General features: G+C 46.6%; 20 protein-coding genes and 1 rRNA gene. All 21 read left to right on the forward strand.

The annotated features are described in order from the left end of the window. Positions 1 to 22: 22 nt before the first annotated feature. Entirely contained in the window at positions 23 to 382 is a 360-nt protein-coding gene (gene rplR / locus QWY22_RS00760; protein ID WP_300982503.1) for a 50S ribosomal protein L18, read from the forward strand. 20 nt (positions 383 to 402) lie between these two features. Then, the gene (gene rpsE / locus QWY22_RS00765) at positions 403 to 903 is read left to right on the forward strand and encodes a 30S ribosomal protein S5 (protein WP_036803933.1); all 501 of its coding nucleotides are present in this window, start codon (positions 403 to 405) and stop codon (positions 901 to 903) included. Between the two features lie 14 nt (positions 904 to 917). After that, positions 918 to 1,100, forward strand: a complete 183-nt coding sequence (gene rpmD / locus QWY22_RS00770; RefSeq protein WP_036803937.1) for a 50S ribosomal protein L30 — start codon at positions 918 to 920, stop codon at positions 1,098 to 1,100. 33 nt (positions 1,101 to 1,133) lie between these two features. After that, positions 1,134 to 1,574: a 50S ribosomal protein L15 gene (gene rplO, locus QWY22_RS00775; RefSeq protein ID WP_036803939.1), complete on the forward strand. Its 441-nt coding sequence runs from the start codon at positions 1,134 to 1,136 to the stop codon at positions 1,572 to 1,574. Beyond that, positions 1,574 to 2,869, forward strand: coding sequence for a preprotein translocase subunit SecY (gene secY, locus QWY22_RS00780; protein ID WP_036803942.1), 1,296 nt, complete (start codon positions 1,574 to 1,576; stop codon positions 2,867 to 2,869). Before rplO ends, secY begins: the two co-directional genes overlap by 1 nt. A 59-nt stretch (positions 2,870 to 2,928) precedes the next feature. Continuing rightward, complete coding sequence (locus tag QWY22_RS00785; protein ID WP_036803944.1) at positions 2,929 to 3,582, forward strand: adenylate kinase; 654 nt, start codon at positions 2,929 to 2,931, stop codon at positions 3,580 to 3,582. 399 nt (positions 3,583 to 3,981) lie between these two features. Continuing rightward, positions 3,982 to 4,200: a translation initiation factor IF-1 gene (infA, locus tag QWY22_RS00790; protein WP_006828950.1), complete on the forward strand. Its 219-nt coding sequence runs from the start codon at positions 3,982 to 3,984 to the stop codon at positions 4,198 to 4,200. Between the two features lie 37 nt (positions 4,201 to 4,237). Beyond that, on the forward strand, positions 4,238 to 4,351 hold the full coding sequence (gene rpmJ, locus QWY22_RS00795; protein ID WP_006828951.1) for a 50S ribosomal protein L36: 114 nt from the start codon (positions 4,238 to 4,240) through the stop codon (positions 4,349 to 4,351). A gap of 23 nt (positions 4,352 to 4,374) precedes the next feature. Then, the gene (gene rpsM / locus QWY22_RS00800) at positions 4,375 to 4,740 is read left to right on the forward strand and encodes a 30S ribosomal protein S13 (protein ID WP_036803947.1); all 366 of its coding nucleotides are present in this window, start codon (positions 4,375 to 4,377) and stop codon (positions 4,738 to 4,740) included. 25 nt (positions 4,741 to 4,765) lie between these two features. Continuing rightward, positions 4,766 to 5,155, forward strand: a complete 390-nt coding sequence (gene rpsK, locus QWY22_RS00805) for a 30S ribosomal protein S11 (protein ID WP_006828953.1) — start codon at positions 4,766 to 4,768, stop codon at positions 5,153 to 5,155. Between the two features lie 131 nt (positions 5,156 to 5,286). Beyond that, a complete protein-coding gene (locus QWY22_RS00810) occupies positions 5,287 to 6,231 on the forward strand; it encodes a DNA-directed RNA polymerase subunit alpha (protein ID WP_036803951.1) in 945 nt (314 codons plus the stop codon). A gap of 47 nt (positions 6,232 to 6,278) precedes the next feature. After that, a complete protein-coding gene (rplQ, locus tag QWY22_RS00815) occupies positions 6,279 to 6,653 on the forward strand; it encodes a 50S ribosomal protein L17 (RefSeq protein ID WP_036803955.1) in 375 nt (124 codons plus the stop codon). Positions 6,654 to 6,985: 332 nt separating this feature from the next. Then, entirely contained in the window at positions 6,986 to 7,834 is an 849-nt protein-coding gene (locus QWY22_RS00820; protein WP_074511479.1) for an energy-coupling factor ABC transporter ATP-binding protein, read from the forward strand. Then, a complete protein-coding gene (locus tag QWY22_RS00825; RefSeq protein WP_300982504.1) occupies positions 7,810 to 8,682 on the forward strand; it encodes an energy-coupling factor ABC transporter ATP-binding protein in 873 nt (290 codons plus the stop codon). The genes QWY22_RS00820 and QWY22_RS00825 overlap by 25 nt, the downstream gene beginning before the upstream one ends. Beyond that, positions 8,679 to 9,476 (forward strand): energy-coupling factor transporter transmembrane component T family protein, encoded by a 798-nt coding sequence (locus tag QWY22_RS00830; RefSeq protein WP_036803963.1) that lies wholly within the window; start codon positions 8,679 to 8,681, stop codon positions 9,474 to 9,476. Before QWY22_RS00825 ends, QWY22_RS00830 begins: the two co-directional genes overlap by 4 nt. A gap of 10 nt (positions 9,477 to 9,486) precedes the next feature. Continuing rightward, on the forward strand, positions 9,487 to 10,230 hold the full coding sequence (gene truA, locus QWY22_RS00835; protein ID WP_300982505.1) for a tRNA pseudouridine(38-40) synthase TruA: 744 nt from the start codon (positions 9,487 to 9,489) through the stop codon (positions 10,228 to 10,230). A 214-nt stretch (positions 10,231 to 10,444) separates the two neighbouring features. Then, a complete protein-coding gene (gene rplM, locus QWY22_RS00840) occupies positions 10,445 to 10,882 on the forward strand; it encodes a 50S ribosomal protein L13 (RefSeq protein WP_036803970.1) in 438 nt (145 codons plus the stop codon). Between the two features lie 29 nt (positions 10,883 to 10,911). Then, a complete protein-coding gene (gene rpsI / locus QWY22_RS00845; RefSeq protein WP_036803984.1) occupies positions 10,912 to 11,304 on the forward strand; it encodes a 30S ribosomal protein S9 in 393 nt (130 codons plus the stop codon). Between the two features lie 165 nt (positions 11,305 to 11,469). Next, positions 11,470 to 12,531, forward strand: a complete 1,062-nt coding sequence (locus QWY22_RS00850; protein ID WP_300982506.1) for an iron-sulfur carrier protein/transcriptional regulator SalA — start codon at positions 11,470 to 11,472, stop codon at positions 12,529 to 12,531. 163 nt (positions 12,532 to 12,694) lie between these two features. Next, positions 12,695 to 13,378, forward strand: a complete 684-nt coding sequence (locus tag QWY22_RS00855) for a KinB-signaling pathway activation protein (RefSeq protein WP_300982507.1) — start codon at positions 12,695 to 12,697, stop codon at positions 13,376 to 13,378. 570 nt (positions 13,379 to 13,948) lie between these two features. Next, positions 13,949 to 15,498 (forward strand): 16S ribosomal RNA (locus QWY22_RS00860). Positions 15,499 to 15,649: the final 151 nt, after the last annotated feature.

Genomic DNA, 15,649 nt, shown 5'->3' on the forward strand with positions numbered 1-15,649 from the left:
CAGGCTGAAAGGAGTGACCTCAGTGATTACGAAACTCGATAAAAACGCATCTCGTAAAAAGCGTCATGCTCGCGTACGTTCAAAAATTACGGGTACAGCATCACGCCCGCGTTTAAACGTATTCCGTTCAAATAAATATATCTACGCTCAATTGATCGATGACGTAAACGGTGTAACACTAGTTAGCGCATCATCAATGGAAAAAGACTTCGAAGGTTCAAAAGGCAATATCGAAGCTGCAGCTAAAGTTGGCGAAACTATCGCTAAACGTGCTGTAGAACAAGAATTGTCATCGATTGTTTTCGACCGCGGTGGTTATTTGTATCACGGGCGTATTAAAGCACTTGCAGAAGCTGCACGTGAAAATGGTTTACAATTTTAAAAGAAGGAGGGACACATTTCATGCGTCGTATTGATCCAAACAAACTTGAACTTGAAGAACGCGTAGTTACGATTAACCGCGTAGCGAAAGTTGTAAAAGGTGGACGTCGTTTCCGTTTCTCCGCATTAGTTGTTGTAGGCGACAAGAATGGTAATGTCGGTTTCGGTACTGGTAAAGCACAAGAAGTTCCAGATGCGATCCGTAAAGCTATTGAAGATGCGAAGAAAAACCTAATCGAAGTACCTATGGTTAAAGGTACAACTCCACATCTAGTAATCGGCCGCTTTGGTGCAGGCCAAATTCTTATCAAACCTGCTTCACCGGGTACTGGAGTAATTGCAGGCGGACCTGTCCGTGCGGTACTTGAACTTGCTGGAGTACAAGACATCTTGTCTAAATCTCTTGGTTCAAACACACCAATCAACATGGTACGTGCAACTATCAACGGTTTAACTCAACTGAAAAGTGCTGATGAAGTTGCAAAACTTCGCGGCAAAACTACAGAAGAGCTATTAGGATAAGGAGGGAAAATTACATGGCTACTAAACTAGAAATTACCCTCACAAAAAGCGTAATCGGGGCTAAACCGAACCAACGCAAAGTCGTTCAATCACTTGGACTTCGCAAAATGCATCAAACAGTTGAGCAGCAAGACAATGCAGCCGTTCGCGGAATGCTTGATAAAGTCGCTCACTTAGTAACTATCAAAGAAGTTTAATCCCTGATTTCTATAGAAGGAGGTGCCAACCAAATGAAACTTCATGAATTAAAACCAGCAGAAGGTTCACGCAGTTCTAGAAAGCGTATCGGACGCGGTATCGGTTCAGGTACTGGTAAAACAGCAGGTAAAGGTCATAAAGGTCAAAACGCACGTTCAGGCGGAGGAGTTCGTCCTGGATTCGAGGGTGGACAAAACCCATTGTTCCGTCGTTTGCCTAAACGCGGATTTACAAACATCAACCGCAAAGACTATGCTGTCGTAAACCTTGACGTATTGAACCGTTTCGACGAAGGCACAGAAATTACACCTGCATTGCTTATCGAATCAGGTGTTGTGAGCAACGAACGTTCTGGAATCAAGATTCTGGGCAACGGTAGCTTGGAGAAGAAACTGACTGTTAAAGCTCACAAATTCTCTGGATCAGCTAAAGAAGCGATTGAAGCTGCCGGTGGACAAACCGAGGTGCTTTAATGTTTCAGACAATCTCTAATTTTATGCGCGTGACTGATATTCGAAATAAAATTTTCTTTACATTACTGATGCTCGTCATTTTCCGGCTCGGAACTTTCATTCCGGTGCCTAATGTCGATGCAGCAGTTCTGCAAGCTACCGATCAAGCTGGCTTGATTGGATTCTTAAATACTTTCGGTGGAGGCGCCCTTGCTAACTTTTCGATTTTAGCGATGGGGATCATGCCATACATTACAGCGTCAATCATCGTGCAATTATTGCAGATGGACGTTGTACCGAAATTTGCTGAGTGGGCGAAACAAGGAGAAGTCGGAAGACGGAAACTTGCTCAATTCACTCGCTACTTCACAATTGTACTAGCCTTTATTCAAGCGATCGGCATGTCTTACGGATTCAACCAGATTTATGGTGGATCTTTAATTCAGAACGATACGATTGCAACTTATGCAGTCATCGCGATTGTTTTGACTGGCGGTACAGCTTTTCTACTGTGGCTTGGTGAGCAGATTACGGCAAAAGGTGTGGGGAACGGTATTTCGATTATCATCTTCGCTGGGATTGTCGCTGCAATACCTGGAGCTATCAACCAATTATATGCTCAGCAGATCGAAGGAGCTGGAGATCAACTCCCAATCAATCTTGCTATCATGGCATTGCTGGCATTAGCAGTTGTTGCTGTTACTGTATTGGTCATTTATGTTCAGCAAGCGCTGCGCAAAATTCCAATCCAGTATGCAAAACGCGTTGCTGGCCGCGGCCAGACAACGAATGCACAACAAACGCATTTACCTTTGAAAGTAAACTCGGCTGGGGTTATTCCAGTAATCTTCGCAGTGGCGTTTATCATCACGCCGCAAACCATTGCTTCATTCTTTGGTGCCAACGCGTTTACGGATGCGGTCCAGAATACGTTTGACTACACGCGTCCAGTCGGCATGATTATTTATGTCGCTTTGATTATTGCATTCACGTACTTCTACGCATTCATTCAGGTGAACCCTGAAAACATGTCGGATAACCTGAAAAAGCAAGGTGCTTATATTCCAGGAATCCGCCCGGGTAAAAATACGCAAGATTATTTAACAAGTGTGTTGTACCGTTTAACATTTGTCGGAGCTATTTTCCTAGCAGTCATTGCGGTTATGCCGATCCTTTTCATCAACCTTGCGGGCTTGCCCCAATCGGCTCAAATCGGCGGTACTAGCCTTCTGATTATCGTAGGGGTAGCACTGGAGACGATGAAACAACTGGAATCGCAACTTGTTAAACGTCATTATAAAGGCTTTATGAAATAATCAAGGGTCTTGGGAACGGTAACGCGTTCCTTGCTACTTGTCTGAGGGGGCAAAACCGTATGAATATCGTATTAATGGGTCTGCCGGGTGCCGGCAAAGGTACACAAGCAGACAAAATTGTTGAGAAGTACGACATCCCTCATATTTCTACAGGTGATATGTTCCGTGCCGCCATCAAAGGCGGAACGAAACTAGGCTTGGAAGCAAAATCGTTCATGGATCAAGGGGCATTAGTGCCTGATGAAGTGACTATCGGTATCGTCCGTGAGCGTCTTAGTGCAGTGGATTGTGCAGAAGGCTTTCTATTAGATGGCTTTCCGCGTACAGTCCCACAAGCTGAAGCGCTGGAATCTCTTCTTGCCGACCTCGGCAAAAGAATCGAGCATGTCGTAAACATCCAAGTTGAACAAGATGAACTAATTGCACGTTTAACAGGCCGATGGATCTGTAAAGTTTGTGGAACTGCTTACCATACTGCGTTCAATCCTCCTCAAGTTGAGGGAGTTTGCGACAAAGATGGCGGAGAACTCTACCAGCGTGAAGATGATAAGCCTGAAACCGTCACGAAACGTTTAGAAGTCAACATTAACCAAACACAGCCGCTTCTTGATTTCTATGGAGACAAAGGCGTGCTGAAAAATATAGATGGACAGCAGGACATTCAAAAAGTATTTGCTGACATTGATGCTCTTCTAAAGGGCGACCGAGGTTAAGTCCCGGCGCCGGGCGCAGTTAGTTGCCTCCATGTGGCTTTAAGGAGCACCGGAGATATGAATTTTCGAGAGCTGCAAAAGCAAACAATGCCTAATTATATGAAATCCGGTGCAGGGTGCACGATGTGCAATTGTGCACTGGAAATAGTATAATGGGTTTCGTGGAAGCATCTGTGTAACGGGTTTGGAACTCATCCAAGGCAGTCCGGACGGTCGAGGAAACATGAGTCAGACTGGCTAAACCGGATTACCCCCTCTCCGCATCTGCGGGCAGTGGAACTCGGAGACTGTCTTTCGAATGTCACTCATGCATTCCTGGTGAATGAATAGAACAATTCAATCAGCAAATACTGTTTGAAGATGAGAACCTGATTTGTATACAGAAGGGAGACTGGGTCGATGGCGAAAGACGATGTAATCGAAATTGAAGGAACAGTCGTTGAGACTTTGCCTAACGCGATGTTTAAAGTGGAACTGGAGAACGGCCATACGATTCTTGCGCATGTATCCGGCAAGATCCGCATGCACTTCATCCGCATTCTGCCAGGGGATAAAGTTACAGTAGAATTATCTCCTTACGATTTAACACGCGGTCGTATCACATACCGTTTTAAATAATCTTTTGCACTCCGGACTACTAAGGAGGTTGGGTTAGATGAAAGTGAGACCATCTGTAAAACCGATCTGTGAAAAATGTAAAGTTATTCGCAGAAACGGTAAAGTAATGGTAATCTGTGAAAATCCGAAACACAAACAAAGACAAGGCTAATATGAAGGAGGTGCATCATACACATGGCACGTATTGCTGGTGTTGACATTCCGCGCGACAAACGCGTTGTTATTTCATTAACATACATTTTCGGTATTGGTAAAACTACGGCTCAGAAAGTACTTGCTTCTGCTGGTATCTCTGAAGATACACGCGTTCGTGATCTTACTGAAGACGAGTTGAACAATATCCGTGAACAATTGGATCAATACAAAATTGAAGGTGACCTTCGCCGTGAAGTATCAATGAACATCAAACGCTTGATGGAAATTGCAAGCTTCCGTGGCATCCGCCACCGCCGTGGACTACCTGTACGCGGTCAAAATACGAAGAACAATGCGCGTACGCGTAAAGGTCCTCGTAAAACTGTAGCGAACAAGAAAAAATAATCAGTAAAGGAGGTTTCTTCTTAACATGGCACGTAAACAACAAACTCGTAAGCGTCGTGTGAAAAAGAATATCGAATCAGGTATTGCTCACATCCGCTCAACATTTAACAACACAATTGTTACAATTACAGATATGCAAGGGAACGCAGTATCATGGTCAAGCGCTGGTGCTCTAGGATTTAGAGGTTCTCGTAAATCTACACCTTTCGCTGCTCAAATGGCTGCTGAAACCGCTGCTAAAACTTCAATTGAACACGGTCTTAAAACTCTAGAAGTTACAGTTAAAGGTCCTGGTTCAGGTCGTGAGGCTGCAATCCGTGCGCTTCAAGCTGCCGGACTAGAAGTTACAGCTATCAAAGATGTAACTCCAGTACCTCATAACGGTTGCCGTCCACCGAAACGCCGCCGCGTGTAATCGTTAATCTGAATAAGATTTTTGAACATCACGACTTACTGAATGTGTACCAACTTGTAGCGAAAGTCTGTGACTATCGAATTCTTGATTTAACGAAAAAAACACCGACGTTTTGAAGGAGGGTAAAATGAATGCTCGAAATAGAAAAACCAAAAATTGAAACGGTCGAGATCGACAGCAGTTCCAAATATGGAAAATTTGTTGTTGAACCGCTTGAGCGTGGATATGGAACCACTTTAGGTAACTCCTTACGTCGAATCTTACTTTCATCTTTACCAGGCGCTGCTGTTACTTCGATTCAAATTGACGGTGTATTACACGAATTCTCCACTGTTGAAGGTGTAGAAGAAGATGTAGCCTCTATCATTTTGAACATTAAGAAGCTGGCTTTGAAAATTTACTCTGACGAAGAAAAAGTCATTGAAATTGACGTCAAAGGTGATGGAACGGTTACGGCTGCAGATATCACGCACGACAGTGACGTGGAAATTTTGAATCCGGATTTATATATTGCAACGATCGCTAAAGGCGGCCACCTACGTATGCGCATGTATGCGAACCGAGGCCGTGGATATGCACGTGCAGATCAGAACAAACGTGACGATTTGCCGATTGGCGTTATCCCGGTTGATTCAATCTATACGCCTGTTTCACGTGTTAACTTCCAAGTAGAAAATACACGAGTGGGTCAACTCGCTAATTTCGACAAATTATCTCTTGATGTTTGGACAGATGGCAGCATTGGTCCAAAAGAGGCAATCGCACTTGGGGCTAAAATCTTTACTGAGCATTTAAATATCTTCGTGGGATTGACTGACGAGGCACAAACGGCTGAAATCATGGTTGAAAAAGAAGAAGACCAAAAAGAAAAAGTGCTTGAGATGACTATCGAAGAACTTGATCTTTCGGTTCGCTCTTACAACTGCTTAAAACGTGCGGGTATCAACACGGTACACGAACTGGCAAGCAAGTCGGAAGACGACATGATGAAAGTCCGCAACCTTGGACGCAAATCACTAGAAGAAGTTAAAGTGAAGTTGGAAGATTTGGGTCTAGGCCTTCGCAAAGAAGACTGAATACCAGGAATCTGATCCGAACTATTTAACAAAGGAGGGAAACTTCAATGAGAAAGCTTCAACGTACAAGTTCTCAACGTAAAGCACTATTACGTGACCTTACAACAGACTTAATCGTACATGAGCGCATTCAAACGACTGAAGCTCGTGCGAAAGAAGTGCGTTCGACTGTAGAAAAAATGATTACGCTTGGTAAACGTGGAGATCTTCACGCACGCCGTAAAGCTGCAGCATATATCCGCCGTGAGCTAGTAACATCTACTGACGCAGAAGGTAACGAAAACACAATCTTTGCTTTGCAAAAATTGTTTGATGACGTTGCTCCACGCTACGCAGAACGCCAAGGCGGCTACACGCGTATCATGAAAATGGGTCCTCGTCGCGGAGACGGTGCACCAATCGTTATTATCGAATTAGTTTAATCTGAATCATCCGATTCGGATTAAAGCCTTCGGACGAAATATGCCGAAGCACCATTAAATTAGTTGAAGAGGGTTCGCGCCCTCTTCTTTTAGCATCATGATTTATACGACAAATATGAAAAGCTGAGCGTTACGATGAGCGAGCCGAAAGGCGGCGACTTGTCTAGCTCTACGCACCTCATTCAGCTCCGGCTTAAGCACCCGGAGAGCCATAGACAGATAAGCGCATTTCTCTGAATGAGGTGCGCGCTTTTTTTATTTATTTACCATTTTACATATGCTTACTAGACCGAGTAGAGTAGAGATAGGCAGTACAGAGGAGGTTAGCTGAGATGAATTCGATTATTATGTCATTCAAAGATGTGACATTTACATATACGCCGGACGATCAGTCGGTAAGGCCCGCAGTAGCGGACCTGTCCTTTTCAATAGAAGAAGGGGAATGGATCGCTTTAGTCGGCCATAACGGCTCAGGCAAATCGACCATTGCCAAATTGATGAATGGATTGCTGTTTCCGCAAGCGGGAGAAGTGGCAGCAATGAACCTGACGATGTCCGAAGAGAGTTTATGGGATATCCGTTCCCAGATGGGGATGGTCTTCCAAAACCCGGACAACCAGTTTGTGGGAGCTACCGTGCAGGATGATGTTGCTTTTGCCTTAGAGAATAACGGAGTGCCTCATGAAGAGATGGTGGTTCGCGTGAAAGAATCTCTCCGCCAAGTAAAAATGGAAGAATTCCTGGACCATGAACCGCATCACCTTTCAGGGGGACAAAAGCAGCGGGTAGCCATAGCGGGTGCCCTGGCTCTACGGCCGCGGCTATTGATTTTGGACGAAGCCACTTCCATGCTCGATCCACAAGGGCGCATGGAAGTCATTGAGACCATCCGCGAACTGCGGGAAGAAACCGGCCTGACGGTTATTTCCATTACCCATGACTTGGAAGAGGCGGCGCTTGCAGACCGCATCATTGTGATGAATGCGGGCCGCAAGCACAAAGAAGGAACGCCGGAAGAAGTATTTCTGACCGGCAATGAACTGACAACGCTCGGCCTGGATCTGCCTTTTGCGATGCGCATGACGCATTTGCTGAGAGAAGCGGGTGTTCAGGTTTTAGGAGAACATATGACAGAAGACGAGCTGGTGGAGGAATTATGGACATTTTACTCCAAGAAGTAGGATACAGTTACGCCATGAATACGCCGTTTGAAAAAAGAGCGCTGCACAATGTCAATATCCATATTCCGTCCGGTTCGTATACAGCAATCATTGGCCATACGGGATCAGGGAAATCGACCGTTTTGCAGCATCTAAACGCTTTGCTGAAGCCAACCGAAGGGTCCGTGGTGATTGGTGAGCAGCAAGTGGATGCCAAGACAAAAGGCAAGCATTTGCGCGACATCCGCCGCCAAGTCGGCATTGTTTTTCAATTTCCAGAACAGCAGCTGTTCGATGAAACGGTGCTGAAAGACATCATGTTCGGGCCATTGAATTATGGCGTTTCTGAAGAAGAAGCAAGCCGGCGTGCCCATGAACTGGTGGAACAATTGGGATTGCCTGCTGACGTGTTAGAAAAATCGCCGTTTGATTTATCCGGTGGGCAAATGCGCCGTGTGGCCATTGCCGGTGTTCTGGCGATGGAGCCGGACGTATTGGTATTGGATGAACCGACAGCCGGACTGGATCCGAAAGGCCGGCGTGAAATCATGGATCTGTTTCATCAGCTTCATATTTCGAAGGGATTAACTACCGTGCTTGTGACGCATAGCATGGAAGACGCCGCCCGCTATGCCGATCAAGTCGCCATCATGCACCAAGGCAAATGCGTAGCGACAGGGGAGCCGAAAGACATTTTTTCAAATGAAGAGCAATTGCTCGATTACCGCCTGGAGCCGCCTCGGACGATTCGGCTCCAGCGGAAATTCGAGGAAAAGTTGGGGATAAAACTGGATAGCATCTCGCTGACTGAAGAAGCCCTGGCTAAAAACCTGGCCCTTGCTTTTTTGGAAGGACGTGCAGCCGAATGATGGAGAAAATGATATTTGGCCGTTTTATTCCAGGAGATTCTTTCGTCCATCGAATGGATCCACGGGCGAAAATTCTGTTTGTCTTTTTGTTTATTGCCATTGTTTTTGTGGCCAATAATACGCTGACGTATTTGCTCTTGCTGGCTTTTACCTTTTTTGTGGTGTTTTTATCAAAAATTCGCCTTTATTTCTTAGTGAATGGCTTAAAGCCGGTCTTTATTTTGTTGATTTTTACCTTTATGCTGCATATCTTCTTTACGAAGGGAGGCGACCTTCTTTTTAGCTTCGGTTTTGTTGAAGTTTATGAAGAGGGCCTTCGGCAAGGGATTTTCATCTCGATCCGCTTCCTGGTGCTGGTGTTCATCACGAGCATCTTAACGCTGACCACTTCACCAATTTCGATTACGGACGGCATCGAAGTGCTCTTGGGGCCATTTAAACGCATCAAACTGCCGGTCCATGAATTGGCGCTGATGATGTCGATCTCGCTGCGTTTTATTCCGACTTTGATGGATGAGACAGGAAAGATTTTAAAAGCGCAAATGGCAAGAGGTTCAGATATTGGCTCAGGTCCGTTGAAGAAGCGCATCAAAGCGGTCGTACCGCTCCTGATTCCTTTGTTTGTCAGTGCCTTTAAACGCGCTGAAGACTTGGCAACCGCCATGGAAGTGCGGGGCTACCGGGGAGGGGAAGGCAGAACACGCTACCGCCAGCTGGATTGGCGGATGAGAGATACGCTGAGCTTATTGATGCTGGTTGGATTAACGGCAGTGCTCTGGTATTTCCGGACGTAAGGAGAGAACTATGAAACGATACAAAGCAACCATTTCTTATGACGGTTCCGGGTTTGCAGGCTATCAGATCCAGCCGGATTCGCGTACCGTCCAGCAAGAATTGATGAAGGTTTTAAAAACGATCCATAAAGGGGAAACGGTCCAGGTCGTGGCGAGCGGGCGCACGGATGCCAAAGTGCATGCCACAGGCCAGGTGATCCATTTTGACAGCCCGCTCAATATTCCTTTGGGCGGCTGGCTAAAAGCGCTGAATGTGCTGCTCCCTGAAGATATCCGGGTGCATGCGATTGAGGAAGCGGATCCTTCTTTCCATGCGCGTTACCATACAAGCGGCAAGACTTACCGCTATAAATGGGACCGCGCCCCAATCATCAGCCCGTTTACGCGCAATTACATGGTACATGTCAAACAGCGCCCGGACGTGGAGCAAATGAAGCAAGCGGCAGAAGCGATTCTCGGCACCCATGATTTTTCAAGTTTCTGTGCAGCGAATACCGGTGTCGTGGACAAAGTCCGGACTGTCCGGCGCCTGGAGCTGGAAGAGCACGGGGAAGAATTGCATATGGTGATTGAAGGATCCGGCTTTCTGTACAATATGGTGCGCATCATTGCAGGCACTTTGATGGAAGTGGGAACCGGCCGACGAGCTGCTTCCGACCTTGCGGGAATTGTCGCAGCAGCGGACCGGAGCAAGGCGGGGAAAACCGCGGCAGCCCACGGCTTATACCTGGAAAATGTGGCTTACGAAAGCTGAAACAACTTTTCCAGGTGTTTTTGGAAAAACCCTTGACTTTCGAGTTCATCCGTTATATGATGATGTATGGTATTTTCATTACCCCCACGATATGCCCCGGAAGGTTATTTGTGTTATGGGATAACGAAAAAACGGAACAACGGAACGAACATGTAACAACGGAACATTGGAACATGATTATAAAAAGAGATGATATTTTAGGAGGACAATATACATGCGTACAACATTCATGGCTAAAGGTCACGAAGTCGAGCGTAAATGGTTAGTTGTCGATGCAGAAGGGCAAACTCTTGGACGTTTAGCTTCTGAAGTCGCTTCAATCTTACGCGGTAAATACAAACCAACATTCACACCAAACGTTGACACAGGTGATCACGTAATCATCATCAACGCTGAAAAGATTCACCTTACAGGCAAAAAACTTACTGACAAAATCTACTACCGCCACACGCAATACACAGGTGGTTTGAAACAGCGTACAGCTCTTGAAATGCGCACAAACTACCCAACAAAAATGCTTGAATTGGCTATCAAAGGGATGCTTCCTAAAAACACTTTAGGCCGTCAGCAGTTCAAAAAATTGCACGTATACGCTGGACCAGATCATAACCATCAAGCACAACAGCCAGAAGCTTACACGCTTCGCGGTTAATCATTAGTAAATAAGAGGAGGATACACCCTTGGCACAAGTTCAATATATTGGTACAGGTCGCCGTAAAAACTCTACAGCTCGCGTACGTTTAGTACCAGGAGACGGCACAATTACAATCAACAACCGTGACGTATCGGATTACGTTCCATACGAAACACTTGAACAAATCATCAAACAACCACTAGTAGCTACTGAAACTCTAGGAAGCTATGATGTGCTTGTAAACGTAAGAGGCGGAGGCTTCACAGGTCAAGCTGGAGCAGTACGCCACGGAATTGCACGCGCTCTACTTACTGTAGACCCTGCTTTCCGTCCAGCTTTGAAATCTGCTGGATTGCTAACTCGTGACCCACGTATGAAAGAGCGTAAGAAACCAGGTTTGCGTTCAGCTCGTCGTGCACCACAGTTCTCAAAACGTTAATATTACAGAAACCCCTTTTCTCTCCGGAGAAAAGGGGTTTTGTTCTTTCTGGCAAATCTTATAGAAGCGACGCTTCCGTTTTTCTTCTAGAAGACAGAATACATTTAAAATGAAGGGGTCTATGATATAATTTACGGTGAGCAAAAGTGATAGGGAGTGTAGGATATGTTGACTGAAGTACAAGTTCGCGAGTTACTCGGAGAGTTACAAGATCCGTTTTTACATAGATCGCTGACGGAAACAAACGGCATCACGTCTGTGAAAATAAAAGAAGAAAAAAACCACGTAAGCGTTAAGCTGGCGATTGCCAAAACGAATACGCCTGAACAGATGCAAATGCAAATGAAAGTGGTAGAAATTTTAAAAGGAGCGGGAGCCGGATCTGTCGGTATCCGCTTTGAAGAATTGGCACCCGAAACTTTGGCGCAGTTCCGTGGAACGGCAAATGAGTCGGAAGCACAGGATTTGCTGTCTCCACTGAATAAAGTCGAATTTATTTCGATTGCGAGCGGAAAAGGCGGCGTCGGTAAATCAACGGTTTCTGTCAACTTGGCGGTTGCCCTTGCACGCCTTGGCAAAAAAGTCGGTTTGATTGACGCTGACATTTACGGCTTTAGTGTTCCGGATATGATGGGAATCGATAAAGTGCCTGTGGTTCGCGGAGATACCATTATTCCGGTGGAGCGCTTTGGCGTGAAAGTAATTTCGATGGGCTTCTTTGTAGAAGACAATATGCCAGTAGTATGGCGCGGCCCAATGCTTGGAAAAGTGTTGGATCAATTCTTCCGCGATGTTGAGTGGGGAGACCTGGACTATCTTCTTCTCGATTTGCCGCCAGGAACAGGCGACGTTGCGTTGGACATCCACCAGATGCTGCCAGCTTCAAAAGAAATCGTCGTGACGACTCCACATCCGACTGCTGCATTCGTAGCAGCTCGTGCTGGTGCGATGGCTATTCAAACGGACCATGAAGTTCTAGGGGTTATTGAAAACATGTCTTGGTTTGAAAGCAAGGAAACAGGCAAGAAAGAATATTTATTCGGCCAAGGCGGAGGTCCTAAGCTTGCGGAAGAACTGCAAGTGCCATTGCTTGGTCAGATTCCTTTAGGCCAGCCGGATTGGAACGAAGCAGACTTTGCGCCGTCGGTATATCTTGAAGACCATCCGACCGGTAAAATTTACGGCGAAATTGCTGAACAGATTTTGGTTCAGTTTGCCAAAAAATAAAAAAGCGATCCCGAAAGCCGATTTTGGCTTTCGGGATTTTTTCATATTTGACAAATTGTCACGACTGTCAAGCATTGTTCACATCAAAAGCGTGCGGCCAATGGATTTTTTGGTTGGGGGTTGATACAATCTTAAGAGGATTTCAAACAATGGAGGCATTTACGTGACTATACGAAATTGGGTTAAATTTTTCTTTAAAGCGCTTTTAATCGGTGGAGCAGTAACCGGTATTCTCGGCATCTTCATCCGCTGGAATGATATATTTTCAAAGCCTGTAGCAAACGGTGAGTGGGGAGAAGTCCTTGCAGCATTTGTTTGGCTGGTCATTATCGGATTAACGATGAGCATTATCAGCCAGCTGTGCTTTTTCGCTTATTTGACGGTGCATCAGATCGGCATGAATATTTTCCGGACCTTGCGCCTGTGGAATTGGATCCAGGTGCTGATTATTGTAGTAGTAATTTTGGATTTAATCGTGTTTCGATTCGGTCCGAACGCAGAAACATCCGGACAGGTTTGGCTGTACGGCATCCTGTTGGCGATTCTGCTGGTAACAGCATTTACAACAGCGTACTTTAAAGCAAAATGGACAAACAAAGAAGCTTTCATTTCTGCTTTGTTCTTTATGATTGTCATTACAACGGTTGAATGGCTGCCGGCATTGATGGTAGACGCAGGAAACATCGACAGTTGGGTGACCTTATTGTTGTTTCCATTCCTGGCGGTAAATGCCTATCAACTATTGGTGCTGCCAAAATACAATGAGCAGTCTGATATTGACCGCCAGAAGCTGGAAGAGCGGCGGGCGGCACGGAGAGCTGCAGCACAAGCAAGCCCCAAAAAATAATATTCACCTAAAATCACCTTGGGTTCTTTCTTAATAGAAGGAAGCTAAGGTGATTTTTTAGTGGATAGGGAATGAAAGAACTTTGAATAAATATACCAATGATTAAAATTTCAGAAAAACAATTTGGAGTTAAAATAGGAGAATGAAATGAAAAAATACGAAGGTTGAACTGCTGGCGAAAACGCATAACAGCAAGCTTTTAGAAGCGTTACGATAAAGAAAGCAAAAAAGAAAAAAGAACTTTAGAAAAAACTTTCCCAAATGTGTTGACAGGAATATAAACATGCTTTAATATAATAAAAGTCGCCAAGCAACAACGAACAACATAAACGATAACGGCGACAAAACATGAACCTTGAAAACTGAACAGCAAAACGTCAACGAAAGACGTCACGAGCGCCTTGGCGCGAGAACGGCTTTTGCGAAGGTTGCCGCAGGCAATCGGAGCAAGGGTACGTGAGCAAACCGGTGTTCGTGGCTTAACTACTGATCAGGCATTGCCAGATCAAGCGACTCGTGCGTTCTTCGGAACGGCGAGACGCCAGCAGAATTTGAGCAAGTCAGTTCTCTATAATGGAGAGTTTGATCCTGGCTCAGGACGAACGCTGGCGGCGTGCCTAATACATGCAAGTCGAGCGGAACACTTGGAGCTTGCTCCAAGCGTTTAGCGGCGGACGGGTGAGTAACACGTGGGCAACCTGCCCTGCAGATCGGGATAACTCCGGGAAACCGGTGCTAATACCGAATAGTTTGACCTCCCTCCTGGGAGGTTACGGAAAGACGGTTTCGGCTGTCACTGCAGGATGGGCCCGCGGCGCATTAGCTAGTTGGTGGGGTAACGGCCCACCAAGGCGACGATGCGTAGCCGACCTGAGAGGGTGATCGGCCACACTGGGACTGAGACACGGCCCAGACTCCTACGGGAGGCAGCAGTAGGGAATCTTCCGCAATGGACGCAAGTCTGACGGAGCAACGCCGCGTGAGTGATGAAGGTTTTCGGATCGTAAAACTCTGTTGCGAGGGAAGAAACCGTGCCAGCTAACTACTGGCACCTTGACGGTACCTCGCCAGAAAGCCACGGCTAACTACGTGCCAGCAGCCGCGGTAATACGTAGGTGGCAAGCGTTGTCCGGAATTATTGGGCGTAAAGCGCGCGCAGGCGGTCCTTTAAGTCTGATGTGAAAGCCCACGGCTCAACCGTGGAGGGTCATTGGAAACTGGGGGACTTGAGTGCAGAAGAGGAAAGTGGAATTCCATGTGTAGCGGTGAAATGCGTAGAGATGTGGAGGAACACCAGTGGCGAAGGCGACTTTCTGGTCTGTAACTGACGCTGAGGCGCGAAAGCGTGGGGAGCAAACAGGATTAGATACCCTGGTAGTCCACGCCGTAAACGATGAGTGCTAAGTGTTAGGGGGTTTCCGCCCCTTAGTGCTGCAGCTAACGCATTAAGCACTCCGCCTGGGGAGTACGGCCGCAAGGCTGAAACTCAAAGGAATTGACGGGGGCCCGCACAAGCGGTGGAGCATGTGGTTTAATTCGAAGCAACGCGAAGAACCTTACCAGGTCTTGACATCCCGCTGACCGCCCTGGAGACAGGGCTTTCCCTTCGGGGACAGCGGTGACAGGTGGTGCATGGTTGTCGTCAGCTCGTGTCGTGAGATGTTGGGTTAAGTCCCGCAACGAGCGCAACCCTTGATCTTAGTTGCCAGCATTCAGTTGGGCACTCTAAGGTGACTGCCGGTGACAAACCGGAGGAAGGTGGGGATGACGTCAAATCATCATGCCCCTTATGACCTGGGCTACACACGTGCTACAATGGACGGTACAAAGGGCTGCCAACCCGCGAGGGGGAGCCAATCCCAGAAAACCGTTCTCAGTTCGGATTGCAGGCTGCAACTCGCCTGCATGAAGCCGGAATCGCTAGTAATCGTGGATCAGCATGCCACGGTGAATACGTTCCCGGGCCTTGTACACACCGCCCGTCACACCACGAGAGTTTGTAACACCCGAAGTCGGTGAGGTAACCCTTGTGGAGCCAGCCGCCGAAGGTGGGACAGATGATTGGGGTGAAGTCGTAACAAGGTAGCCGTATCGGAAGGTGCGGCTGGATCACCTCCTTTCTAAGGATAATATCGGAACGGAGCTTACGCTCCGGTTGACGTTTTGCGTTCAGTTTTGAAGGTTCACTGAAAGGCGAAAAACGCCGTTCAGCTCAACCGGCTGCTGGAAGGCTTGACTTGACATGCTTGCATGTCGAAGGAAAGCGTGAAG

The sequence above is a fragment of the Planococcus liqunii genome, from assembly GCF_030413595.1.
Classification (GTDB): domain Bacteria; phylum Bacillota; class Bacilli; order Bacillales_A; family Planococcaceae; genus Planococcus; species Planococcus liqunii.

Excerpts from the sequence above, each read along its gene's own strand:
- QWY22_RS00785 (WP_036803944.1), top strand. The coding sequence starts at position 2,929 with ATGAATATCGTATTAATGGGTCTGCCGGGTGCCGGCAAAGGTACACAA.
- QWY22_RS00850 (WP_300982506.1), top strand. The coding sequence starts at position 11,470 with ATGTTGACTGAAGTACAAGTTCGCGAGTTACTCGGAGAGTTACAAGAT.
- rpsE (WP_036803933.1), top strand. The coding sequence starts at position 403 with ATGCGTCGTATTGATCCAAACAAACTTGAACTTGAAGAACGCGTAGTT.
- secY (WP_036803942.1), top strand. The coding sequence starts at position 1,574 with ATGTTTCAGACAATCTCTAATTTTATGCGCGTGACTGATATTCGAAAT.
- rpsM (WP_036803947.1), top strand. The coding sequence starts at position 4,375 with ATGGCACGTATTGCTGGTGTTGACATTCCGCGCGACAAACGCGTTGTT.
- infA (WP_006828950.1), top strand. The coding sequence starts at position 3,982 with ATGGCGAAAGACGATGTAATCGAAATTGAAGGAACAGTCGTTGAGACT.
- QWY22_RS00820 (WP_074511479.1), top strand. The coding sequence starts at position 6,986 with ATGAATTCGATTATTATGTCATTCAAAGATGTGACATTTACATATACG.
- rplO (WP_036803939.1), top strand. The coding sequence starts at position 1,134 with ATGAAACTTCATGAATTAAAACCAGCAGAAGGTTCACGCAGTTCTAGA.
- QWY22_RS00825 (WP_300982504.1), top strand. The coding sequence starts at position 7,810 with ATGGACATTTTACTCCAAGAAGTAGGATACAGTTACGCCATGAATACG.
- rplM (WP_036803970.1), top strand. The coding sequence starts at position 10,445 with ATGCGTACAACATTCATGGCTAAAGGTCACGAAGTCGAGCGTAAATGG.
- truA (WP_300982505.1), top strand. The coding sequence starts at position 9,487 with ATGAAACGATACAAAGCAACCATTTCTTATGACGGTTCCGGGTTTGCA.
- rpmJ (WP_006828951.1), top strand. The coding sequence starts at position 4,238 with ATGAAAGTGAGACCATCTGTAAAACCGATCTGTGAAAAATGTAAAGTT.
- QWY22_RS00830 (WP_036803963.1), top strand. The coding sequence starts at position 8,679 with ATGATGGAGAAAATGATATTTGGCCGTTTTATTCCAGGAGATTCTTTC.
- QWY22_RS00810 (WP_036803951.1), top strand. The coding sequence starts at position 5,287 with ATGCTCGAAATAGAAAAACCAAAAATTGAAACGGTCGAGATCGACAGC.
- rpsK (WP_006828953.1), top strand. The coding sequence starts at position 4,766 with ATGGCACGTAAACAACAAACTCGTAAGCGTCGTGTGAAAAAGAATATC.
- rpmD (WP_036803937.1), top strand. The coding sequence starts at position 918 with ATGGCTACTAAACTAGAAATTACCCTCACAAAAAGCGTAATCGGGGCT.
- rplQ (WP_036803955.1), top strand. The coding sequence starts at position 6,279 with ATGAGAAAGCTTCAACGTACAAGTTCTCAACGTAAAGCACTATTACGT.